Here is a 23,490-nt window from a genome sequence, read left to right on the forward strand (position 1 = left end):
TGTTGGCAGTCAGTCAGGCAATGCCTTACTGAGGCTTGGCTTCAGTTTTTGGTTTGCCGAAGTGCCACTCGTAAACCACGAATTTGAAGTCTTTCAGGTCGCCTTTTTCGTCGAAGCTCAGGTCGCCGGTAGGCGTCTTGAAGGTGCCGGCGTGGATGGCTTCAGCCACTTTGGCGGAGTCTTCGGACTTGGCAGCCTTGATGCCGTCGGCGATCACGGTCACAGCCGAGTAGGCCGGGAACACGAACGGACCGCTCGGATCTTCTTTCTTGGCTTTGAACGCATCAGCCAGGGCAACGTTGGCCGGATCCTGGTCGAAGGATTTCGGCAGGGTCACCAGCAGGCCTTCGGAAGCGTCCTTGGCGATCTGCGAAATGGAGTCGTTACCCACGCCTTCCGGACCCATGAACCTGGCTTTCAGGCCTTTTTCCTGGGATTGACGCAGGATCAGGCCCAGCTCCGGGTGGTAGCCGCCGTAGTAGACGAAGTCGACGTTGGCTTGCTTGAGCTTGGAGATCATCGACGAGAAGTCTTTGTCGCCGGCGTTGACGCCTTCGAACACGGCGACTTTCACGCCTTTGCCTTCCAGGGTTTTCTTCACGGCGGTGGCGATGCCTTCACCGTATTGCTGTTTGTCGTGCAGAACAGCAACGATCTTCGGTTTTACGAAGTCGGCAATGTAGTTACCGGCGGCAGGGCCCTGGGCGCTGTCCAGACCGATGGTGCGGAACACCATTTTGTAACCACGGGCGGTGATGTCCGGGCTGGTGGCAGCCGGGGTGATCATGATCACGCCTTCGTCTTCGTAGATGTCCGAAGCCGGTTGAGTGGAGCTGGAGCACAGGTGACCGACTACGAACTTGACGCCGTCGTTGACGACCTTGTTCGCGACTGCCACAGCTTGTTTCGGATCACAGGCGTCATCGTATTCAACGGCTTCGAGTTTCTTGCCGTCCACGCCGCCCTTGGCGTTGATTTGCTCGATGGCCATTTTGGCGCCACTGAACTGCATGTCGCCGTATTGGGCTACAGGGCCGGTCTTGGGGCCGGCGATGCCGATCTTGATGGTGTCAGCTGCGAACGAATGGCTGGCAACCCCGGCCAGAACCATAGCGGCAAACAGTTTGGAAATCTGCTTAGTAGCCTTAGTCATAGTGCTCCACTCTTACTGTTGTAGTTTTTATAGTCCTGGCGCCGAAAGCAGCAGAACCGGGTCAGATATCTGCGACATTCCCCGGAAAAGTCCCTCGGCAACTGTACCGGTACAGTGTAGAGCGCCGATTGTCAGCCTGGGAAGGCAGCGCCGGGGGACAAAACCTGCAAGTGTCGCTTTATTGAAAGTAAAAGACAGAATTGCGGCGGGGTGTTGAGGGGCTTATAGCCATATTCAGTGCATTCCCTGGCTTTCCTGCGCTTTTCATTTCGGTCACTCAATTGCATCCGGGTTTTTCTGCCAGACCACCGACGTTATCATCTACGTCGATTTCTTTTCCGGACAGTCCCATGAATCAAGAACCTAGCACCCTCTATGCCAAGCTGCTTGGTGAAACCGCATCTATTACCTGGAAAGAGCTGGAGCCGTTCTTCGCCAAGGGTGCCCTATTGTGGGTCGATCCTGGCCTGGATCTGATCGCCGCCGCCGAGGCCGTGGCCCAGGATGAAGGGGAGAAAGTGGCTGCCTGGCTGGCCGCTGACAAGGTCGCCAAGCTGTCTGAAACGCGGGCGCTGGATCTTTTTGAGCGTGATCCGCAGTTGTGGGCCGTGGTTGTTTCGCCGTGGATTCTGATCCAGGAAAGAGCGCAGGTATAAAAGGCCGCACCTGATTGGTGCGCTTCTTTCGGAGGGAAAAGTGTGTAGCCGAGTAGCGTGATGGCATGTTGCCGTAGAGAAAGGCCACAGCCTCACGGTGACGTAAACGTAACGGGAACAGTTGGGAGGGCAGCTGAACGTCTGCTCAATTGTTTCTGAATGTTGGATAAAAGATCAAAAGATCAGATCAAAAGATCGCAGCCTTCGGCAGCTCCTACAAAGGCGCGCTGCGGTGTCATGTGAACCGCAGCCCGTAGGAGCTGCCGAAGGCTGCGATCTTTTCAGGCATACCTCATCAAGCCGTCTTGCCCGTATGGTTATTCAACGAAATAACCTTGGTCTTGCCGATGCGGTGACGGTAGATCTCACGCAGGTACTTGATCGATTTCTTCACGCAATCCCGGGACAGGCGGATGTCATTGATCGAGACAAATTTTTCCTTGTCGTTGATCAGTTCGCGGTACTTCTTCTCGTACATCGGCTTAATCGCGTACCAGTTGGTATCGAGGATCTTCGCCGGGTTCTCGAATTCGTTGAGCAATTCGTCGATGCGGTCTTCATCGAATTGTTCGTTGATGATGAAGTCCAGGATCGAGTTGTCCAGGGTCTCGTCGAATCGGTACGGGTTTTTCGCGAAGCAGCGCTTGATGAACGCCACGATCAGCGTCAGGAAGTCGTCCGACAGGCACGGGCTCTTGGCGATCAGGGTGGTCAGCGACAGGTTGGCCGAAGCACCGATCACCAACGCGTAGCGCTTGAGTGTAGTGTTGGGGAACAGGCTGTTGAGGTGGGTCTTCAACCGGTTCAAATCCATGTAGGACAGCTTGTAGTCCTTCGGCAACGAAACGATAGACACCACCGACGAGCAATTCTTGAAGAAGTGCAGGTCATGCAGGGCCGCCGCGTCGTAACCCGAGTTCTTGTACTGTTCCAGCGACGCGCGATAGCGCTTGGACTCGATCGGCAACAGGCTGATGCCTTCGATGGCCTGGGTGACCTTGTTGAAGTGCGGCAGATCGATCGAACGGAAGAACAGGTCGTCGATGTTCAGGCGCTGCGGCTCTTTCTCGAACACTTTGAATTTGTCGCTGCTCGGTGCCGGGGTTTCCGGCACCACGGACTCGGCGTAGGCAATCGCCACCGGGCCGGCCAGGCTCATGAACAGGTCATTGGCGTCCAGGCGGATGGTTTCGCCGATATCGATGCCGGCGCGACGGAAATAGTTCTGGTCGTAGTCAGTCGTAACTGCCTGCGCCGTCAGAATGTTGAAGATCTGCTGCGAGATGTACTGGTTGGCGTGCTTTTCCATGGCATTGACATCAATGTTCTGGATGTTGCCGTCATCGTTCTCTTCGGCGTAACGCATGATGTCGTTGGAGATCAGCATCATCGCGTTCCACGGGCGGATGCGGCCCATGACGCTGGCTTCGCTGCTGTCTTCGTTGGCGAAGTTGTAGGAGAAGTCCCACTCTTCCGACAGGTATTTGCACAGCAGTCGACCGGCGTTGATGTGCAACGCCTCGGACATTTCACTGCGGTGATCGGAAATGTTCGGCAGTACACAGATGCCACTGGTGAAGATCGGTTCGAAGACGAAGGAGTGGCCGCTCTTGCTGTCGTGCTCGTCCATCGGCTTGGTGTCGAACGTCTTGTTCATATACGAATGCTGCTGGGCCAGGCCGAATTCCGAGGCCATGCCCGAGCCGGTACCGCCGCCGGCACTGAAGATCGAGAAATACAGGCGCGACTGGTTGGCCTTGATGCCACAGCTGTCGATCAGGTACGAGTGAATCATCTTCCAGTCGGGGCTGGAGAAACGCTGGGTGTCCTTGTTCAGGATGATCTTGGCCAGGTACTGGCCGAGGATCGGCGCGTTACCGGCGCCACCGGCATGGACTTCCGACAGGTCCATGATTTTCATTTTGCTGTAGTCGCGCAGGAAGCCGCTTTTTTCGCCCTTGCGCGAGAAACGGATGCGTCCGGCGATGTCTTTGTCCAGGTCCCCGAGCATCACCAGCGGCTCGACCAGAAACACTGGCTTGGTGTTTTTGTTCTGGCCCAGGCGCAGGTTGTTACGGATCCACTGGGCCGGGCTGTAGCCCTTTTCGGTAAAACGCTTGTCCGGCGACAGGCGATCTTCGTTGTTGAATTCGTTGAGGTAGAACTTGCGGGCGTTATACACAAGCTCCGCCACGTCCAGCGCAATGTTCGAGCCGCAGCGGCCCAGGCCGATCAGACACACCGACGGGAATTCCTGATCGCTGTGCTGTTCGCTGTCGCCTTCCAGGTGCGGTGCGCGCGGGAACACCATGTCGCGCAGGCCGTCGAGGTTGTCGAGGATGCGGTCGGTGTTGGTTTCGGTGAAGTAGAGGTATTGCTGGGTCGCCAACGGGCGCGATTGAATCAATGGCTTCGGTGATGACGGGCTGTTGGCCGCGGGGCTCAACGTCAGATCGGTTACCGCAGTGGCCGGGTTGTTTTTAGAAGTCATTGTTCGCCATCTACCTGGGCTGATTGGTTGGCCGACTCGCAGTCGTCGAACCGTCACGGAATACAATCGCGTCTTTTTTCAGCGCGTACTTGGACCATGCCTTGGTCTTTAGCCTGAGCATTGCTCGGGGTGAATCCTTTCCTAAGTCATGATGAATCGGCCAATATTCGGTGATCTTTAATCAAGAAGAGGCAAAATGATGTCAACGCTACCTTCGCTAGGGTTTGCCGGGATCGGCCTGATGGGGCTGCCGATGTGCCGGCGCCTGCTGGCCGCGGGTTACCCGCTGGCGGTGTGGAATCGCAATCCGGACAAGTGCAGGCCGCTGGTGGAGGCGGGCGCGCGTCAGGTCGCCAGCCCGGCCGAGCTGTGCCGGCACGCTGACGTGGTGATGCTGTGCCTGGCGGATACTTCGGTCGTACGCGAGGTGGTATTTGGTCCGGCAGGCGTTGTGGAGGGCGCAAAAAAGGGCCAGCTGCTGGTGGATTTCTCCAGCCTGGAGCCCAACGCCACGCGGGAAATGGCCGCAGAACTTGCCGCTAGAACGGGCATGGGCTGGCTCGACACGCCGGTGTCCGGCGGCGTGGTCGGTGCCGAGGCTGGAAGCCTGGCGATCATGGTCGGCGGTGAATCACAGGATCTGGAGCGGGTCCGGCCTGTGCTGTTGAACCTGGGGCAGCGTGTAACACACATGGGCGGCGTCGGGGCAGGGCAGGTGACCAAGGCGTGCAATCAGATGATCGTCGCCTGCAATGCATTGGTGATTGCTGAAGTGGTCGCGCTGGCGGAGCGTTCCGGGGTCGATGCCAGCCTGATCGCCGAAGCGCTGGCCGGCGGCTTTGCCGATTCGAAACCCTTGCAGATCCTGGCCCCGCAGATGGCGCAAAACCGTTTCGAGCCGGTCAAGTGGCACGTGCGCACCTTGCTCAAGGATCTGGATACAGCGGTGAAGTTTTCCCGTGAGCAAGGCTCGGCAACACCGATCAGCGGCCTGGCCGCGCAGTTGATGCGCCTGCATGGAAGTCAGGGTTTCCTTGAAAAGGACCCGTCTACATTAGTGCAGATGTACCGTGAGCCAGGCTCAGCGTCGTGACGGTGCAGGTGTCCTTGCGCTGGTTGATTTCGTTCAGCACCGGAAGCAACTCGACCAGTGGCACCGGCCGGCTCAGCAGATAGCCTTGAACGAAGTCACAACCGTGGTTTTCCAGGAATTGGTACTGCTCGAAGGTTTCGACCCCTTCGGTGACCACTTGCAGGTGCAGGGTATGGGCCATGACGATGATCGCCTGGACAATCTCCATATCCTGGGTCGCCTTGGGAATGTCCTGGATGAACGAACGGTCGATTTTCAGCGTGTTAAGCGGCAAGCGCTTGAGGTAGGCCAGGGATGAATAGCCGGTGCCGAAGTCATCGATCGACAGCGAAACGCCGAGAGCGCGTATCTGCCGCAGTAGCACCAGGGTGTTGGCGATATTGCCCATCAAGGCGTTTTCGGTAACCTCCAGTTCCAGCCGGTGGGGCTGCACACCGGAGGCTCGCAATGCGTATTCGATTTCATCGGCCAGTTCTTCGCGCGCCAGGTTCAGGGGCGAACAGTTCACGGCGATCTTCAGGTCCTCACAGCCTTGGCGCGACAACTCGCCCAAGTCTTCGCAGGCCTTGCGCAGCACCCAATTGTCCAACTCGGCGATCAGGCCGTTGGCCTCGGCAATGGCGATAAAACGATCCGGTACGAGGAAACCGTGGACCGGGTGTTGCCAGCGGATCAAGGCTTCGAGTTTGCTGACCTGGCCGGTCTTGAGGTCATAGATGGGCTGGTAATAGAGCATCAAACCGGTGTCTTCACGCAGGGCGTGGCGCAACTCTTCTTCCAGTTGCAGCTCGAGTGTGGCGCGGGTCTTCAGGTTGGCGCTGAAAAAATTCAGTCCATTGCGACCGCTGCCTTTGGATTGATACAGCGCCAGGTCGGCGTTCTTCAACAGTTCCTCACAGGTCTTGCCGTCCTCCGGAAACAGGCTGATGCCGATGCTTGTGGTCATGACCATGCGCCTGCCGGCCAGCTCGATGGGCTCCTTCATCTTGAGCATGATGCGTTGGGCCATATGCCGCGCTTCTTCACGATCACGCAGGTCGATGAGCAGGCAGAACTCGTCACCACCGAAGCGCGCGACCACGTCCTCGTGACTGCGAATCGAGCTCTTGATGTGCCCGGCAAGCACCTTTAGCAGTTCGTCACCGGCATCGTGGCCAAGGCTGTCGTTGATCCGCTTGAAATGGTCGATGTCCAGGAACAGGACCGCCAGCATTCCACCTTCGTTGGTTTTCTCGATGAGTTTTTCGGCGAAGATCTGGTTGAACCCGCGGCGATTGATCAGGTTAGTCAGCGCGTCGTAGTGCGCCACCTGTTGCAGCGACATGCGCGCCTGGTCCAGCTGGCTGAGCAGGGAGTTGACCCGTTGCAGGTCGTGGTCCTTGTGTTGCAGTTTTTTGTCCGCCAGTGCCGCGCTGATGCTGCTGCCGATGATCAGCAGGGCCATGACCGTCACGGTCAGTGCCAGTTGCAGGTGGCTGTGTTCGCCCGATTGCTCCGGCACGCTGTCGCTGGGCAGCACCAGGTTGAAAGCGGCCATGGCCGTGAGGTGCATGCCGAGGATACCCGCCCCGAGCACCAGGCTGGCGCAGCATTTAAAGAGCTGATGCAGCATGCCGACGCCGTCGCGCAGATACCATGCCAGCAATAAGGCGGCCAGCGCGGCACCGATCGCGATCGCGATGGAAAGGGCAAACAGGCCCGGATGGTAATAGACCGAGGCCTCGGAGTGCATGGCCGTCATGCCCACGTAATGCATGGTCGCGATGCCCAGGCCGATTCCGATCGATGCCTTGAGACAGCGCTGCAAACTCAAGTCCGGGAGGCTGAGGGTATGCATGGCCAGCCACGCGGCGAGCAGCGCGATGGTCAGCGAAAACAGCGTGACAGGCAGTTGGTAGTGAAGATCGACAGGCGCCTGGAAGGCCAGCATCCCGACGAAGTGCATGGCCCAGATACCGCCGGCCAGGCATCCGCTGCCCACCCAGCGCCAGAGTGTCTTGGACGCGGACTTTTCAGCGTGAGCAACCCGTTCGGCCATGTCCAGTGTCGCGAAACAGCCGACACAGGCGACCAGATAAGCCAGCAGCACCAGAAAAGGGTCATGTGTGCAATTGAGTATGACCTGCCCGCTCTCTGGTAGCTCGGTAATGAAATGCAAACCAAGCCACTCCATAGCATGCCCCATCGTTATCCTTCAGGCCGGCGCAAGCAGCGACGGCGAATGCCTTGGAGTATAGAGGGCGTGGATGGAGCGCAAGCGGTAGTGGCACATTGGTACCAATGATTTTGACATTAGCCTGATAGCGATTAGTGCTAGTAGTCAGGCGATTTGCTTCTGAGGCGTCTCGAACGCAGGTTGCAGCGCCGGCAAGCCGAAAGCGGCACGGGCCGCATCGCAATCGGGATTGGCCAGGCCATCGACCCAGGAAGCGTCGAATTCCCGACAGGTGCTGGAGCGTTTTTCGTAAATCGAGCACTGCACCGTACTGCCCACGTCTCCGACCAGGCTGGTGCAGCGTACGGGTTTGCAGCCGGTGCCGAGCATCGCGACCCGACTGGGGCTGATCTGCTCGACAAGCTCATCGGGTACCGTCCCCCCGGACGAGGCGCATTCACCCCAGAAAAATGACACGCGAAAGTGAGAACAGCAGGCACCGCAATTCAGACACGGACTGGCTTCGGACATGGGCAATTATCTAAGGAGAAGTGGAGACACAGGGGGGGAAACAAGGCCGCTATTCTAGGCTTCGCCAACGGCTTGGGAAGGGGGGCTCAAAGGTATTTTTCATAGACCGGACGGGCTACGAAATACCCTGTGGGAGCGGCGGTGCGCGATGGGTTGATATCAGCCTGGCGAATAATGAAAGACAGTCGTGGCCGGCCTGTCTAGATTGCAAAGTCCGGGGGCAGTGACGCCCCAAAAACAATAAAAGAGACGGACCCATGCAGAACTCGACCCAAGCGGCCAATGCCTGGCGCATTCTGTTCCTGTTGTTCCTGGCCAACTTGTTCAATTTTTTCGACCGCACCATCCCGGCCATCATCATCGAACCCATTCGCATGGAATGGCACCTCAGTGATTTCCAGTTGGGGATCATCGGGACGGCATTCACCATCGTCTACGCCATTGCCGGCTTGCCGCTGGGGCGCATGGCCGATACCGGTTCGAGGAGCAAACTGATGGGCTGGGGGCTGGCGGTGTGGAGCGGGTTGACCGCCGTCAACGGCATGGTGGGCAGTTTCTGGAGTTTCCTGATCGTGCGCATGGGCATCGGCATTGGCGAGGCCAGCTACGCGCCAGCCGCCAACTCGCTGATCGGCGACTTGTTTCCGGCTCACCGCCGGGCGAGGGCCATGGGGATCTTCATGTTGGGGCTGCCATTGGGGCTGTTGCTGGCGTTCTTCACCATTGGCTGGATGGTCAAGGTCTTTGATAGCTGGCGCGCGCCGTTCTTTATCGCGGCGGTACCCGGGCTGATCCTGGCGATCTTCATGTTTTTCATCAAGGAACCCAAGCGCGGCGCCGCCGAGAGCGTTCAGGTTTCGCAGGAAAAGATCGATCGACCGATCCGGCGGGTACTGGCTGTGCCAACCTTCCTGTGGCTGGTGATGGCCGGCCTGTGTTTCAACTTCGCTACCTATGCCTGCAATTCGTTTCTGGTGCCGATGCTGCAACGCTACTTCCTCATGCCGTTGCAGGATGCCGCGGTCGCCACCGGGGTTATTGTCGGTGTGACCGGGTTGGTCGGCCTGACCCTCGGAGGCTGGATTGCGGACAAGATTCACCAGCGGGTCGCCAACGGGAGGCTGTTGTTTGCCGCCTTCAGCCTGGTGATTTCGACGGTTTGCACCGCATGGGCGTTGCATTCCGGGCGAATCGAGATCGGTGTGTTTGTTGCGGTGTTTAGCCTGGGTTGGTTGTTTGCCTACAACTTCTACACCTGCGTGTACACGGCGATTCAGGATGTGGTCGAACCGCGTTTGCGGGCAACGGCGATGGCGCTGTTCTTTGCCGGGCTGTACCTGTTGGGCGGTGGCCTGGGGCCGGTAGTGGTCGGGGCCTTGTCGGATCACTTCGCCCACACGGCGATGCTTGCGGCGGGCGCGGAGCAAATGACTGAGGCGTTTAAAGCGGTCGGCCTGCATGACGCGATGTACCTGATACCGGTGGCGTTGTTGCTCACCGTGGTGTTTCTGTTCCTGGCTTCGCGGTGTTTTGTGAGGGACGCCAAGCGGATGAAGGACGGGTTGGTGGCGGTGGTTGAGCCTGACAGTTCTGCGGTGACTGCTTAACCGCTATCGCGAGCAAGCTCGCTCCCACAGGTATCTCATAGGCACTGAAGATCCAATGTGGGAGCGAGCTTGCTCGCGATGAGGCCATCAGCAGCACTACTGAATTTGAAGTAAACAAAAAAGGCCCGCATCGCTGCGGGCCTTCTTTTCATAGCGGTGGAGGAGGGTTGTTAACCCGCCACCAGCACCCGAATCGCTTCCAGTCGCAGCGCAGCCTTGTCGAGCATGGCCAGGCCTTGCTCGCGTTGTTTGCGCAGGGCCACCAGTTCGCTGTCGCGCACGGTCGGGTTGACCGCTTGCAAGGCGGTCAGGCGCGCCAGTTCTTCGTCGGTATCGGCGGCCAGGCGACGTTGCGCCTCGGCGACACGTTCAGTGTGGCGCGGCAGGATCTTCGCTTCACCGGCGTTGATCCGTGGCGTCAGTTGGTCACGCTGGGCCTGGATGAACTTGTTGGCGCTGGCACGCGGCACGCTTTCGAGCTGGTCGTTCAAGGTCTCGAACGACACTCGGGCCGACAGGTCGTTGCCGTTGGTGTCGAGCAGGCAGCGCAGGGCGGCCGGCGGCAGGTAACGGCCCAGTTGCAGCGAGCGCGGGGCAACCACTTCGCTGACATACAGCAGTTCCAGCAACACGGTGCCCGGCTTGAGTGCCTTGTTCTTGATCAGCGCCACGGCGGTGTTGCCCATGGAACCGGACAGCACCAGGTCCATGCCGCCCTGGACCATCGGGTGCTCCCAGGTGATGAACTGCATGTCTTCGCGAGACAGCGCCTGGTTACGGTCGTAAGTGATGGTCACGCCTTCGTCATCGCCCAGCGGGAAGCTGGCGTCGAGCATTTTTTCGCTCGGCTTGAGGATCAGTGCGTTTTCCGAATGGTCTTCGCTGTCGATGCCGAAGGCGTCGAACAGGGTTTCCATGTAGATCGGCAGCGCGAACTGATCGTCTTGCTCAAGGATATCCTCCACCAGCGCATCGCCTTCGCCCGCGCCGCCGGAGTTCAGCTCCAGCAAACGGTCGCGACCGGTGTGCAGCTCGGCTTCCAGACGTTCACGCTCGGTGCGGGCTTCGTCGATCAGCGCCTGCCATTCGCCATCGTCGGCTTCTTCGAGCAGTGGCAGCAGGCGCGGGCCGAACTGGTGCTGCAAGGCGTTGCCGGTCGGGCAGGTGTTGAGGAATGCGTTCAGCGCTTCGTGGTACCACTGGAACAGGCGCTCTTGCGGGCTGGTTTCCAGGTATGGCACGTGCAGTTCGATGATGTGCTTCTGGCCGATCCGGTCCAGACGACCGATGCGTTGTTCCAGCAGGTCCGGGTGGGACGGCAGGTCGAACAGCACCAGGTGATGGGAGAACTGGAAGTTGCGACCTTCACTGCCGATTTCCGAACAGATCAGCACTTGCGCGCCAAACTCCTCATCGGCGAAGTAGGCAGCGGCGCGGTCACGCTCGAGGATGTTCATGCCCTCGTGGAACACCGTGGCCGGGATGCCGGAACGCACGCGCAGGGCGTCTTCCAGGTCCATGGCGGTTTCGGCGTGGGCGCAGATCACCAGTACTTTGGTGCGCTTGAGCATCTTCAGCTGGTCGATCAGCCATTCGACGCGCGGGTCGAATTTCCACCAGCGTTCCTCTTCGCTGGCGTCCGGTTGGGCCTGGAAGCTGACTTCCGGGTACAGCTCGGCGTGATCGCCCAACGGCAGTTCGAGGTATTCGTCCGGGCACGGCAGCGGGTACGGGTGCAGCTTGCGCTCCGGGAAACCCTGCACGGCGGCGCGGGTGTTACGGAACAGTACGCGGCCGGTGCCGTGTCGGTCGAGCAGTTCGCGCACCAGACGGGCGCTGGCTTCAGTGTCGCCATCATTGACCGCGGTCAGCAGGGCTTCGCCTTCATTGCCGAGGAAACCGTGGATGGTCTTGTGCGCTTCAGGCGACAGGCGTCCCTTGTCGAGCAGTTCCTGAACGGCTTCGGCCACCGGGCGATAATTTTCGCTCTCGGCGCGGAAGGCTTGCAGGTCATGGAAACGGTTCGGGTCCAGCAGGCGCAGACGAGCGAAGTGGCTGTCCTGGCCCAGTTGTTCCGGGGTGGCGGTCAACAGCAGCACGCCGGGAATGGTCTCGGCGAGTTGCTCGACCAGCGAATATTGAGGGCTGACCTGATCTTCATGCCACACCAGGTGGTGAGCTTCGTCGACCACCAGCAAGTCCCAGCCTGCCGCGAACAGCGCGTCCTGGGCCTTCTCGTCGTCCACCAGCCACTCAAGCGCGACCAGCGCAAGCTGGGTGTCTTCGAACGGGTTGCTGGCATCGCTTTCGATGAAGCGTTCTTCGTCGAACAGAGCGACCTGCAGGTTGAAGCGGCGGCGCATCTCGACCAGCCACTGGTGCTGCAGGTTTTCCGGAACCAGGATCAGCACGCGGTTGGCACGGCCCGAGAGCAATTGGCGATGGATCACCAGGCCGGCTTCGATGGTTTTGCCCAGGCCCACTTCGTCGGCGAGCAGAACCCGTGGCGCGATACGGTCGGCGACTTCGCGGGCAATGTGCAACTGGTGCGCGATCGGTTGCGCACGCACGCCGCCCAAGCCCCAAAGGGCGGACTGCAACTGGCGGCTGGTGTGTTCCAGGGTGTGATAGCGCAGGGAGAACCAGGCCAGCGGGTCGATCTGGCCGGCGAACAGACGGTCGCTGGCCAGGCGGAACTGGATGAAGTTCGACAGTTGGGTTTCCGGCAGGGTGACCACTTCGTTCTGTCCGTTGAGGCCGTGGTAAACCAGCAGGCCATCGACGTCATCGACTTCGCGAACAGTCAGCTTCCAGCCTTCGAAGTGAGTGATGGAATCACCGGGCGAAAACCGCACACGGGTGAGGGGCGCATTCCTTAGCGCGTACTGGCGAGTGTCGCCAGTGGCCGGATAGAGCACGGTCAACAAGCGGCCGTCCTGTGCCAGAACGGTGCCTAAACCCAGCTCGGCTTCGCTGTCACTGATCCAGCGTTGCCCCGGTTGATACTGCTGCGCCATGCTGCCTGACTCCCACCTGAAAAAGCGGGCTATCTTAACGGAATGAGGGCTTGAGGGCCAAAGGACTCTCAGAAAAACTCACAGTCATACGTTAGTCCACCTGTGCATGACGCGCCGCCCGGTGCACTAATGAGTGCCAAATGAGTCACAGTTTGCGACCGATGGCTCAAGTCGCCATCCCCGCAGCCGACAGCCTGCTGACAGGAGACTGAAAACCATGCTGCCACCGATGCTCCCCTTGAGTGCCGTGCCGATCACTTCACAGACCGACCCGATCCGTCAGCGTCCGGATATTCCTCCGGTGGTGCCGGTGCAGGAAAGCTCCAGTGAAAGCACCATCGATCTGCAAAAGCGCAATCCTGAAGAGGACGGGCTGGTGCTGCGCGAGGAACAGCGCCGCAGACAGGAGCAGGAACGACGTCGCCACGAGGCCGATCATGACCCCGAGGCTCACATGGCGATTCCCGGGGATGAACTCAATGCCGATAACACCGTGCCGGTGGCACCGCTGATGGAAGATCAGCCGCGGCAGGGGCTGTGGGTCGATATCGAGATTTGAGCGCAGGCTGGTCAGCTCAGTCATCAAGCCGCATTATTAACGCAGGGTTGCCGACCGCTACGGCAGCTGAAACTCATTTCAAGCGATGCACTGACCGCCATGAGCCAAGACGACAAACTGATTGACCTCAATGCCGAGCGCGCCAAGCGTGTTCATGACCTCAATGAAAAGCGGCTCAATGAAGTTCGCCAGGCGTTCGAACAGGCCATGCCGTTGGGCAAGGCTAAAAAAGCCGAAGAACAAACCGAAAAAACGCTGAAATCCCCCCGCATTCATTGATGCGGGTCAAACTTCTCCCTTCCTCTTGCCCAGTCTCGGGCGACATTGATCCCGGTCAATATTCTCTCCTGCCCGATTGGTTAACTTAGCCCTATCGCAACAGGGCAGGTACAGGAGACGCGTCATGTTTTTCGACAACGTGGTGATCGCCGGAGTGCTGACTGTCAGCCTCATGTTTGTATTTTTTGCAGGGTTCGGACTTTTTATCTGGAAGGATTCACACAAGCGGAAATAACCGCAGTTCTTTCCAGATGTAATGAGCACGCAAGGCATTTTGGGCAACTTCGGTTGCCCTTTTTTTTGCCTTTGAAAATCTGCCGGAGTGCATGGAGCCACTGTGGGAGACTTAAGTGTTTGGCAATAAAAAAGGCGCGTTCCTTGCGGAGCGCGCCTTTTCTGATTTGGCTGCTTATCAGCTGCCAAGGGCCTTCGAGGCCAGCCAGAACAACCCGGCCGACAGGGCCACGGTGGCTGGGAGGGTCAATACCCAGGCCAGCAGGATGGTTCTGACAGTGCCGCTTTGCAGGCCGCTCTTGTTGGCGACCATGGTGCCCGCCACGCCCGAGGACAGCACGTGGGTGGTGGAAACCGGCAGGCTGAAGATGTTGGCCATGCCGATCAGGCTGGCGGTGGTGATCTGCGCCGACATGCCTTGGGAGTAGGTCATGCCTTGCTTGCCGATTTTCTCGCCAATGGTCAGTACCACGCGTTTCCAGCCGACCATGGTGCCCAGGCCCAAGGCCAGTGCAACCGCCAGGATCACCCAGAACGGAGCGTATTCGGTGGTGGTGGTCAGGTCCTTGCGCAGTTTGTCCAGGTCAGCCTTTTCACGGGGGGCGAGCGTTGGCAGCTTGCTGACTTTCTTCGCCGTGTCGTCCAGGCAGAGCAGGTAGCGACGTACTTCGATGCGGCTTTCCGACGGCAGCGAGTGGTAGTCGGCTACACCCTTGAGGGTGCCGAGCAGGGCGGTGATGGTCGGTTCGGTCTGTTGCGGGTTGCAACGGAATTTCTCCGGCAGATCGCCATCCAGGCTCTTGCCCAGGGCCAGGAACTCGCCCAGTGTTTCGGAATTACGCTGGTAGAACTGGCTCAGGTGCAACGTGGCGTCGCGAGTCCGCTCGATCTGGTAGGTCGTGCTGTTCAGGTCGAGGACGAACTGCGCCGGCACGATACCGATCAGGACCAGCATGATCAGGCCGATACCTTTCTGGCCATCGTTGGAACCGTGCACGAAACTCACGGCCATGGCCGAGATCACCAGTACCAGGCGATTCCAGAATGGCGGGTGCTTCTTGTCGTCGATCTTGCGGCGCTGTTCCGGCGTCTTGTGCATCTTCGACAGTGGACGCCACCATTTAAGGCCGATCAGGATCAGCGCGGCGATCAGGAAGCCGGCCATCGGCGAGAACACAAGCGACATGGCGATATCGATCGCCTTCTGCCAGTTCACGCCATCGGCCAACGGTATGTCGTTGATCAAGGCGTTCGCCAGGCCCACACCGAGAATCGAACCGATCAGCGTGTGGGAACTGGACGCGGGAATACCGAAGTACCAGGTGCCCAGGTTCCAGGTAATGGCGGCGGCGAGCAACGAGAACACCATGGCCAGCCCGTGACCGGTGTTCACATTGATCAGCAGTTCTACCGGCAACAGGTGGACGATGGCATACGCCACGCCGACCCCGCCCAGCAGCACGCCGAGGAAGTTGAACACACCGGAGAAGAACACCGCCAGATGAGGCGGCATGGCTTTGGTGTAGATAACGGTCGCCACCGCGTTAGCGGTGTCATGAAAGCCGTTGATGAACTCGAAGGCGAGGACAAAGGCCAGGGCGAGCAAGAGGCTCACAAGCACCCAAGCATCCAGTCCGCTGAATAAATCGATCATGAAGGTTTTCTGACCCGGTCATAAGGGGGCGCGATTATGCCAGAAAAGACTGCTAATCAATGCACTAGCTGCTCATCGGTAACATTCTTCAACGAATTTTTTTGCCGCCGTGCCTGAAAACCCACGGTTTTGCTGCGTTTTTTAAGCCATTGATTTAATTGAAAAAACACACTGTCACAAAACCTTCACGGCCCGTTAAGAGGGGCTTGAACGGATGTGAGAAAAATCTGAGAAATAGGTCAGATCCCGGAATTCTGTCGGATTCGGCGACGGTGATGGCCGCTGCCCGCTCGTAGCGGGCGCGAAAGGCAGCATCCATACATCCCGCTTTTAGCGGGTGCAGAGGCAGGCCTTTGTCAGGATCAGGCCGAAGCAGTCATGGCTCTTCGGCTTTGAGTTCCTTTTCCATTTTTTGAATTTCCTGCTGGAAAACCTGATCCTGAACAGTGGCGCGTTTACGCCAGGGTTTGCGTTCCGGTTCGGGCTGAGCGGCGTAAGTGGTGACTTCTCCGCCGTAAACTTCCTTGTAACGTTGTTCCTGGCGCTCTAGTTCCGCGCGCAGTTCGTCTTTCGTCACAGTGCTACCTGATTGAGTTGGGATAAATTCTGGTGAAAACGCGCTGCATCAAATCGTTTGATCACGTTCGTCGAATGAGACAGTGCCGTCAAGGCATCGTTTTTGACAACAACGTGATCAATACTTCCATGTCACAGGCGGCCACGGCACCAGAGATAAACAGCTGACGTAGCTTCAGTTTCCTGGTTCGGCAAGCGCATCGGCAAGGCTGTGCAATGCGAATCTGGCGCTTGCAACGGGCAACGGCGATGGATCAGCGCATTGCCGGGCAGCGGGTTCGGCAAGTAAAAAACCGGAGCGCTACTAAATTGTATTATAGCGGCCGATTTGAAGAACACTATCTCCAAAGAGTTAAAAGTTGTTCTTGGTGTGTGACCGTTTTGTTGCCTGCAACTTTACAATGAAGTAGAGCGTCGACTGATACCAGATCGCTGCGATGCCTTTCTGACGCCATTAAGTCAGGTAAGTTTCGGTAATTGGATTGCCCCATTAAGTCCTGTGCCGAGTCGACGTAAACATAGGGGCGAGAGTCGGCGAAAACCGGGCGTCGGTGGATCGGGTTGTTCATAGGGTGGATTGCGATTATCGGTCGATCGTTCGATAATCGCACGGAGTTGGCAGGCCGGGCTTGAGCGTCAGGCGCCAGCCCTTTGTAATAGTCGCTGATCCGAATGGGTAAAAGGACCTTGTATGAACGATCAAATGCGCAATTCCTTCGCTTCAGTGGCTCCTCCCATCGTTGCCTCACCAGCCAAACGGATCCAGGCACTGACCGGCGACCCGGATTTCATGACGTCCCTGGCCCGTGGCCTGGCCGTGGTGCAAGCGTTCCAGGAGCGCAAGCGGCACCTGACCATCGCCCAGATCAGCCACCGCACGGAAATCCCCCGCGCCGCCGTGCGCCGTTGCCTGCACACCCTGATCAAGCTCGGCTACGCCACCACCGACGGCCGCACCTATTCGCTGCTGCCCAAAGTGCTGACCCTCGGTCATGCCTATGTGTCATCCACGCCGCTGGCGGTTTCCGCCCAGCCTTACCTGGACCGCATGAGCGAACAACTGCACGAGGCCTGCAACATGGCCACGCTGGAGGGTGATGACATTTTGTACATCGCCCGCTCCGCGACCACCCAGCGCCTGATTTCGGTGGATCTGTCGGTGGGTGGGCGCTTGCCGGCCTATTGCACGTCGATGGGGCGCATCCTGCTGGCCGCGCTGGATGACACGTCCCTGGGCGAATACCTTGACCACGCCGAATTGCAGGCCAAGACCAGCCGCACGATCCACACCCCCGAGGCGCTACTCGAATGCCTGCAAGAAGTACGACTGCAAGGCTGGTGCATCGTCGACCAGGAACTCGAGCAAGGGCTGCGTTCGATTGCCGTCCCGGTGTACGACGCTTCCGGGCAGGTGGTTGCGGCCCTAAACGTCAGCACCCATGCGGGGCGGGTCAGCCGCAATGAACTGGAGCAGCGTTTCCTGCCCGGTTTGTTGAGTGCCAGCCGAGACCTCAGCGCCCAGCTGTTTGCCTAAGCTGTTCGATAAACGCACAGAGTCGCGTTTATCGAATTGACGCTGTTTCCTCCGGATCATTACTGTCGCGGCTTCGTCAGCATCTGCTGACACCGTTCGACTGCGATCCGTGGAATAAAAATAATGAACCAGCCTCAGTCTGCTGTAGGTAACTGCCTCGACGTGCAGTCCTTCATCAATGCCCAACCCATTTCGCGCTACCAGTGGCGCGTGGTGATCCTGTGTTTCCTGATTGTCTTCCTCGATGGCCTCGACACCGCGGCCATGGGTTTCATCGCCCCGGCCCTGTCCCAGGACTGGGGTATCGACCGCGCCAGTCTCGGCCCGGTGATGAGTGCGGCGTTGATCGGCATGGTCTTCGGCGCACTGGGCTCCGGCCCTCTGGCTGACCGCTTCGGGCGAAAAGTCGTACTGGTCGGCGCGGTGCTCTTGTTCGGTGCCTTCAGCCTGGCCTCGGCCTACAGCACCAATGTCGATCAGTTGCTGGTGTTGCGCTTCCTGACCGGCCTGGGTCTGGGTGCCGGCATGCCAAACGCCACCACGCTGCTGTCGGAGTACACCCCTGAGCGCAAAAAGTCCCTGCTGGTGACCAGCATGTTCTGCGGCTTCAACCTCGGCATGGCTGGCGGCGGATTTATCTCGGCCAAGCTCATTCCGGCCTTTGGCTGGCACAGCCTGTTGCTGATCGGCGGAGTTCTGCCGCTGATCCTCGCCGTCGTTCTGCTGTTCTGGCTGCCGGAGTCGGCGCGTTACCTGGTGGTGCGCAACCGCGGCACGGACAAAGTGCGCAAGGCACTGGCGCCGATCGACCCGACGGTAGTGGCCCAGGCGTCCAGCTTCAGCGTGCCGGAACAGAAATCCGTGAAGGCACGCAATGTGTTCGCGGTGATCTTCTCCGGTACCTACAGCACCGGCACCTTGCTGTTGTGGCTGACTTACTTCATGGGCCTGGTAATCGTTTACCTGCTGACCAGTTGGCTGCCGACCCTGATGCGTGACAGTGGCGCGAGCATGGAGCAGGCCGCCTTCATCGGCGCGCTGTTCCAGTTCGGTGGCGTTTTGAGTGCGGTAGGCGTGGGCTGGGCAATGGACCGGTTCAATCCGCACAAGGTCATCGGCACTTTCTACCTGCTGGCCGGGGTGTTTGCCTACGCGGTAGGGCAGAGCCTGGGCAACATCACAATCCTGGCGACCCTGGTACTGGTAGCCGGGATGTGTGTCAACGGTGCGCAATCGGCAATGCCGTCACTGGCGGCGCGGTTCTATCCGACTCAGGGGCGGGCCACCGGCGTGTCGTGGATGCTCGGCATCGGCCGCTTCGGCGCCATTCTCGGGGCGTGGATGGGTGCGACGCTGCTGGGGCTGGGCTGGAACTTCGAGCAGGTGCTGACGGCGCTGGTGATTCCGGCGGCGCTGGCAACGACGGCGGTGGTGATCAAGGGCATGGTCAGTCATGCGGATGCGACCTGATTCCGGTTTGAAATAGTGGTGTAGCAGTAAAAGATCGCAGCCTGCGGCAGCTCCTGCAGGGGAATGTGTAAATCTGTAGGAGCTGCCGCAGGCTGCGATCTTTTGGGGGGCAGGCTATAAAGATAGCCAGGCAACAATATGTTCGATAATCGAACGGTTAGTCGATTATCGGATTGTTTGGCGTTTTGCACGGGCTTAATCTTCAGTCATTCCGGCGCTGCGCATCGGCGCCTTCTTCCACTGTCGGTTAACAATAAACGGGAGCCTGCCCCAATGGCTGAAATCCTTTCGCTGCACGACGCGGTGAAGCAATTCGTAAACGACGGCGATACGGTCGCGCTCGAAGGCTTTACTCACCTGATCCCGACGGCGGCGGGTCACGAAATCATTCGCCAGGGCAAGAAAGACCTGACCCTGGTGCGGATGACCCCTGACTTGATCTACGACCAGTTGATCGGTGCCGGTTGTGCTCGCAAGCTGATTTTCTCCTGGGGCGGCAACCCGGGTGTCGGCTCCCTGCATCGCCTGCGTGACGCCGTAGAGAAGCAGTGGCCCCACGCGCTGGAAATCGAAGAACACAGCCATGCCGACCTGGCCAATGCCTACGTCGCCGGCGCTTCCGGCCTGCCATTCGCGGTGCTGCGTGCCTACGCCGGTTCCGACCTGCCGAAGGTCAATCCACTGATCAAATCGGTTACCTGCCCGTTCACTGGCGAAGTGCTGGCCGCCGTGCCTTCGGTGCGCCCGGACATTACCGTGATTCACGCGCAGAAAGCCGACCGCAAGGGCAACGTGCTGCTCTGGGGCATCCTCGGCGTGCAGAAAGAAGCCGCACTGGCCGCCAAGCGCTGCATCGTCACCGTTGAGGAAATCGTCGACGACCTCAATGCACCGATGAACTCCTGTGTATTGCCAACCTGGGCCTTGAGCGCGGTTTGCCACGTACCTGGTGGTGCGCATCCTTCCTACGCCCACGGTTACAACGAGCGCGACAACCGCTTCTACCAGGCCTGGGACCCGATTGCCCGCGACCGTGAAACCTTCACCGCGTGGATCAACGAATACATCCACGGCAGCGCTGACTTCAGCGAGTTCCAGGCCAAACTGGCCGCCGCTTCGGAGGCGAAGTAATGACTTACACCACCAATGAAATGATGACCGTCGCCGCCGCTCGCCGTCTGAAGAACGGTTCGGTGTGCTTCGTCGGTATCGGCCTGCCGTCGAAAGCGGCCAACCTGGCGCGCCTGACTTCCTCGCCTGATGTGGTCTTGATCTACGAATCGGGTCCAATCGGTGCCAAGCCAAGCGTACTGCCGCTGTCGATTGGTGACGGTGAACTGGCGGAAACCGCTGACACCGTAGTCCCGACCGGCGAGATTTTCCGTTACTGGCTGCAGGGCGGGCGCATTGACGTCGGCTTCCTCGGCGCGGCGCAGGTCGACCGTTTCGGCAACATCAACACCACCGTCGTGGGTGATTACCACTCGCCGAAAGTGCGTCTGCCAGGTGCCGGTGGCGCGCCGGAGATTGCCGGATCCGCCAAGAGCGTGTTGATTATCCTCAAGCAGTCGTCGCGCTCCTTTGTCGACAAACTGGACTTCATTACCTCGGTCGGCCACGGCGAGGGCGGTGATTCGCGCAAGCGTCTCGGCCTGCCAGGCGCCGGTCCGGTAGGGATCATCACCGACCTGTGCATCATGGAACCGGAGGAGGGCACCCACGAATTCGTGGTCACCGCACTGCACCCGGGCGTGACCCGCGAGCAAGTGGTTGCGGCCACCGGTTGGGCGATTCGCTTTGCCGACCATGTCGAGCAAACCGCCGAGCCGACTGAAGTCGAACTGACCGCGCTGCGCGACCTCGAGGCCCGCACCGCTGCCGCACACGGCCAAGCCCCCGGAGAAGCGTGATGCGTGACGTTTATATCTGCGACGCGATTCGTACCCCCATCGGCCGCTTCGGCGGTGGCTTGTCGACGGTGCGTGCCGACGACCTGGCTGCCGTGCCGATCAAGGCCTTGATGGAGCGCAACCCGTCGGTGGACTGGAACGCCGTGGACGAGGTGTTCCTCGGCTGCGCCAACCAGGCCGGTGAAGACAACCGTAACGTCGCGCGTATGGCGCTGTTGCTGGCGGGCCTGCCGGAAAGTATTCCTGGCGTGACCCTCAACCGCCTCTGCGCTTCGGGCATGGATGCCATCGGCACCGCGTTCCGCGCCATCGCCAGCGGCGAGATGGAGCTGGCGATCGCCGGTGGCGTCGAATCGATGTCCCGTGCGCCGTTCGTGATGGGCAAGGCCGATGCCGCGTTTTCGCGCAACATGAAGCTCGAAGACACCACCATTGGCTGGCGCTTCATCAATCCGTTGATGAAAGCGCAGTACGGCGTGGACGCGATGCCGCAGACCGCTGACAACGTGGCCGACGACTACAAGGTGTCCCGCGCCGATCAAGACGCGTTCGCCCTGCGCAGTCAACAACGCACGGCCGCTGCGCAAGCCGCCGGGTTCTTCGCCGAAGAAATCGTTGAAGTGCACATTGCTCACAAGAAGGGTGAAACCGTGGTCAGCCAGGACGAACATCCTCGCGCCGACACCACCCTGGAAGCCCTGACCAAACTCAAACCGGTCAACGGCCCCGACAAAACCGTCACCGCCGGCAACGCCTCGGGTGTAAACGACGGCGCCGCCGCGTTGATCCTGGCCTCGGCCGAAGCGGTGAAAAAACACGGCCTGACTGCCCGCGCCAAAGTGCTGGGTATGGCCAGCGCTGGTGTTGCCCCGCGTGTAATGGGCATTGGCCCGGTGCCGGCGGTGCGTAAACTGATCGAACGCCTCGGTGTGGCGGTCAGCGATTTCGACGTGATCGAACTCAACGAAGCCTTTGCCAGCCAGGGCCTGGCGGTGCTGCGTGAACTGGGGATCGCGGACGACGCGGCCCAGGTCAACCCGAACGGTGGCGCGATTGCCTTGGGCCATCCATTGGGCATGAGCGGTGCGCGGTTGGTAATGACCGCTTTGCATCAACTGGAAAAAACCGGCGGCAAGAAAGGTCTGGCGACCATGTGCGTCGGTGTCGGCCAAGGTCTGGCTTTGGCGATCGAGCGCGTCTGACGCGCTCTGAAGACTTATAAGAACTGAGGAATGTTTCATGACTGACAAGCCTGGTTACCGTCGTCCGCAGGAAGGCACTCAACCGCCGTATCTGCATCCGACCTACCAATCAACCAACCTGCGCTCGCCGTCGAAACCGTTGGTGTTCCTGCCGCATTCGTTGTCGGAAATTACCGGTCCGACCATCGGCGCCGAGCGCGTCAATGAGAAGGACAGCGACCTGACCGCCCAGCACGAGGGACAGCCACAGGGTGAGCGCATCATCATCCACGGTCGCGTGCTGGATGAAAACGGTCTGCCGGTGCCCGGGATTCTGGTGGAGATCTGGCAGGCCAACGCCGCCGGTCGCTACGCCCATGCCCGCGACCTGCACGACGCACCGTTGGACCCGAATTTCACCGGCACCGGCCGCACCGTGACCGATGCCGATGGCTGGTACCAGTTCCAGACCATCAAGCCTGGTGCCTATCCGTGGGGCAACCACCACAACGCGTGGCGCCCGGCGCACATCCATTTCTCGCTGTTCGGGCCGAGCATCCTGACGCGTCTGGTGACGCAGATGTATTTCCCGGGCGACCCGTTGCTGGCGTACGACCCGATCTACAACTGCGTGCCCGATACCAGTGCCAAGGAGCGCTTGATCGCCGCGTTCGATCTGGAAAAAACCATCCCTTCCTATGCCCTCGGTTATCGCTGGGACATCGTTTTGCGCGGCCGCGACGCCACGCCGATGGAGAAATAAGATGACGCTGACTGCTACCACGTCCCACACCGTCGGGCCGTACTACCACATCGGCCTGACCTGGCTGAACCGCGAAAACCTGACCGTCGAACAAACCCTGGGCGAACGGGTGGCGATCACCGGGCAAGTGGTCGATGGCAATGGCGACATCGTCAACGACGCGATGCTGGAAGTCTGGCAGGCCAACGCCGCCGGCAAGTATGACCACCCGGAAGACGACCAGGACAAACCCCTGGACCCGAACTTCGAAGGCTTTGGCCGGGTGCCGGTGGATGCCGAAGGGCGTTTTCGTTTCACCACCATCAAGCCCGGTACGGTCGAGGGGCTCAAAGGCACGACCCAGGCTCCGCACCTGGTGGTACTGGTGTTTGCCCGTGGCCTGGTCAAGCACTTGCTGACGCGGATTTACTTTGATGGCGAAGCCGCCAACGTCAACGATCCGTTACTGGAATGCGTGCCGGCCGAGCGTCGCCATACGCTGCTGGCCAAGCGGGATGCGGCGGGTGTGTACCAGTGGAACGTGATTCTGCAGGGCACCGATGCCGAGACGGTGTTCTTCGACTATTAAGTGAACACCATCCCCTTGTGGGAGCGGGCTTGCTCGCGAAAGCGGTATGTCAGGCAACA

Annotated in this window: 20 protein-coding genes; 13 read left to right on the forward strand and 7 right to left on the reverse strand. The window is 59.6% G+C overall.

What is annotated here, in order from left to right; all coding sequences use genetic code 11:
* Nucleotides 1–25: 25 nt before the first annotated feature.
* A complete protein-coding gene (locus AB4O40_RS23815; protein WP_056720823.1) occupies nt 26–1,153 on the reverse strand; it encodes a branched-chain amino acid ABC transporter substrate-binding protein in 1,128 nt (375 codons plus the stop codon).
* A 350-nt stretch (nt 1,154–1,503) separates the two neighbouring features.
* On the opposite strand from AB4O40_RS23815, the gene AB4O40_RS23820 reads away from it, so the two are divergent.
* Nucleotides 1,504–1,809, forward strand: a complete 306-nt coding sequence (locus tag AB4O40_RS23820; RefSeq protein WP_056720820.1) for a DUF2288 domain-containing protein — start codon at nt 1,504–1,506, stop codon at nt 1,807–1,809.
* Between the two features lie 295 nt (nt 1,810–2,104).
* Here AB4O40_RS23820 and AB4O40_RS23825 read toward each other — a convergent pair whose 3' ends face one another.
* The gene (locus AB4O40_RS23825) at nt 2,105–4,300 is read right to left on the reverse strand and encodes a hypothetical protein (protein ID WP_056720819.1); all 2,196 of its coding nucleotides are present in this window, start codon (nt 4,298–4,300) and stop codon (nt 2,105–2,107) included.
* A 196-nt stretch (nt 4,301–4,496) separates the two neighbouring features.
* On the opposite strand from AB4O40_RS23825, the gene AB4O40_RS23830 reads away from it, so the two are divergent.
* Nucleotides 4,497–5,393, forward strand: a complete 897-nt coding sequence (locus AB4O40_RS23830) for an NAD(P)-dependent oxidoreductase (protein WP_409078231.1) — start codon at nt 4,497–4,499, stop codon at nt 5,391–5,393.
* Here AB4O40_RS23830 and AB4O40_RS23835 read toward each other — a convergent pair.
* Together AB4O40_RS23835 and AB4O40_RS23840 are read right to left on the reverse strand one after the other, a co-directional pair.
* Nucleotides 5,350–7,566: a putative bifunctional diguanylate cyclase/phosphodiesterase gene (locus tag AB4O40_RS23835; protein ID WP_317850372.1), complete on the reverse strand. Its 2,217-nt coding sequence runs from the start codon at nt 7,564–7,566 to the stop codon at nt 5,350–5,352. The genes AB4O40_RS23830 and AB4O40_RS23835 overlap by 44 nt on opposite strands.
* Before the next feature lie 147 nt (nt 7,567–7,713).
* Nucleotides 7,714–8,079 (reverse strand): YkgJ family cysteine cluster protein, encoded by a 366-nt coding sequence (locus tag AB4O40_RS23840; protein ID WP_046043993.1) that lies wholly within the window; start codon nt 8,077–8,079, stop codon nt 7,714–7,716.
* A 257-nt stretch (nt 8,080–8,336) separates the two neighbouring features.
* Here AB4O40_RS23840 and AB4O40_RS23845 point away from each other — a divergent pair, with 257 nt between their 5' ends.
* Complete coding sequence (locus tag AB4O40_RS23845) at nt 8,337–9,686, forward strand: spinster family MFS transporter (protein ID WP_460057770.1); 1,350 nt, start codon at nt 8,337–8,339, stop codon at nt 9,684–9,686.
* Between the two features lie 170 nt (nt 9,687–9,856).
* Here the strand turns inward: AB4O40_RS23845 and rapA are convergent, their stop codons facing one another.
* The gene (rapA, locus tag AB4O40_RS23850; protein WP_056720815.1) at nt 9,857–12,703 is read right to left on the reverse strand and encodes an RNA polymerase-associated protein RapA; all 2,847 of its coding nucleotides are present in this window, start codon (nt 12,701–12,703) and stop codon (nt 9,857–9,859) included.
* Nucleotides 12,704–12,920: 217 nt separating this feature from the next.
* Between rapA and AB4O40_RS23855 the strand changes: the two genes are divergently transcribed.
* From AB4O40_RS23855 to ccoM, 3 genes are all read left to right on the forward strand, one after another.
* The gene (locus tag AB4O40_RS23855; RefSeq protein WP_056720814.1) at nt 12,921–13,262 is read left to right on the forward strand and encodes a hypothetical protein; all 342 of its coding nucleotides are present in this window, start codon (nt 12,921–12,923) and stop codon (nt 13,260–13,262) included.
* 99 nt (nt 13,263–13,361) lie between these two features.
* Nucleotides 13,362–13,541 (forward strand): hypothetical protein, encoded by a 180-nt coding sequence (locus AB4O40_RS23860; RefSeq protein WP_460160160.1) that lies wholly within the window; start codon nt 13,362–13,364, stop codon nt 13,539–13,541.
* A 124-nt stretch (nt 13,542–13,665) separates the two neighbouring features.
* Entirely contained in the window at nt 13,666–13,776 is a 111-nt protein-coding gene (ccoM, locus tag AB4O40_RS23865; RefSeq protein WP_007976669.1) for a cytochrome c oxidase subunit CcoM, read from the forward strand.
* Nucleotides 13,777–13,953: 177 nt separating this feature from the next.
* Here ccoM and AB4O40_RS23870 read toward each other — a convergent pair whose 3' ends face one another.
* Nucleotides 13,954–15,429: an inorganic phosphate transporter gene (locus tag AB4O40_RS23870; protein ID WP_056720812.1), complete on the reverse strand. Its 1,476-nt coding sequence runs from the start codon at nt 15,427–15,429 to the stop codon at nt 13,954–13,956.
* A gap of 376 nt (nt 15,430–15,805) precedes the next feature.
* Nucleotides 15,806–16,006 carry a hypothetical protein gene (locus AB4O40_RS23875; RefSeq protein ID WP_008054177.1) on the reverse strand — a complete coding sequence of 67 codons (201 nt, stop codon included), beginning with the start codon at nt 16,004–16,006 and terminating at the stop codon, nt 15,806–15,808.
* Between the two features lie 690 nt (nt 16,007–16,696).
* Between AB4O40_RS23875 and pcaR the strand changes: the two genes are divergently transcribed.
* The 7 genes from pcaR (at nt 16,697) to pcaG (ending at nt 23,431) form a co-directional block, all read left to right on the forward strand.
* Nucleotides 16,697–17,539: a pca regulon transcriptional regulator PcaR gene (pcaR, locus tag AB4O40_RS23880; RefSeq protein ID WP_008054175.1), complete on the forward strand. Its 843-nt coding sequence runs from the start codon at nt 16,697–16,699 to the stop codon at nt 17,537–17,539.
* A 123-nt stretch (nt 17,540–17,662) separates the two neighbouring features.
* Nucleotides 17,663–19,009 (forward strand): 4-hydroxybenzoate transporter PcaK, encoded by a 1,347-nt coding sequence (locus AB4O40_RS23885; RefSeq protein ID WP_056720808.1) that lies wholly within the window; start codon nt 17,663–17,665, stop codon nt 19,007–19,009.
* Nucleotides 19,010–19,282: 273 nt separating this feature from the next.
* A complete protein-coding gene (locus AB4O40_RS23890) occupies nt 19,283–20,140 on the forward strand; it encodes a CoA transferase subunit A (RefSeq protein WP_008054173.1) in 858 nt (285 codons plus the stop codon).
* Nucleotides 20,140–20,919 carry a CoA-transferase subunit beta gene (locus AB4O40_RS23895; RefSeq protein ID WP_056720807.1) on the forward strand — a complete coding sequence of 260 codons (780 nt, stop codon included), beginning with the start codon at nt 20,140–20,142 and terminating at the stop codon, nt 20,917–20,919. The genes AB4O40_RS23890 and AB4O40_RS23895 overlap by 1 nt, the downstream gene beginning before the upstream one ends.
* Nucleotides 20,916–22,121 carry a 3-oxoadipyl-CoA thiolase gene (gene pcaF / locus AB4O40_RS23900; protein ID WP_460057760.1) on the forward strand — a complete coding sequence of 402 codons (1,206 nt, stop codon included), beginning with the start codon at nt 20,916–20,918 and terminating at the stop codon, nt 22,119–22,121. The genes AB4O40_RS23895 and pcaF overlap by 4 nt, the downstream gene beginning before the upstream one ends.
* Before the next feature lie 37 nt (nt 22,122–22,158).
* Nucleotides 22,159–22,863, forward strand: a complete 705-nt coding sequence (gene pcaH / locus AB4O40_RS23905) for a protocatechuate 3,4-dioxygenase subunit beta (protein ID WP_056720805.1) — start codon at nt 22,159–22,161, stop codon at nt 22,861–22,863.
* A 1-nt stretch (nt 22,864) separates the two neighbouring features.
* Nucleotides 22,865–23,431, forward strand: a complete 567-nt coding sequence (gene pcaG / locus AB4O40_RS23910) for a protocatechuate 3,4-dioxygenase subunit alpha (protein ID WP_056720804.1) — start codon at nt 22,865–22,867, stop codon at nt 23,429–23,431.
* Nucleotides 23,432–23,490 lie beyond the last annotated feature (59 nt).

The sequence above is a fragment of the Pseudomonas sp. S2_F07 genome (assembly GCF_054668325.1).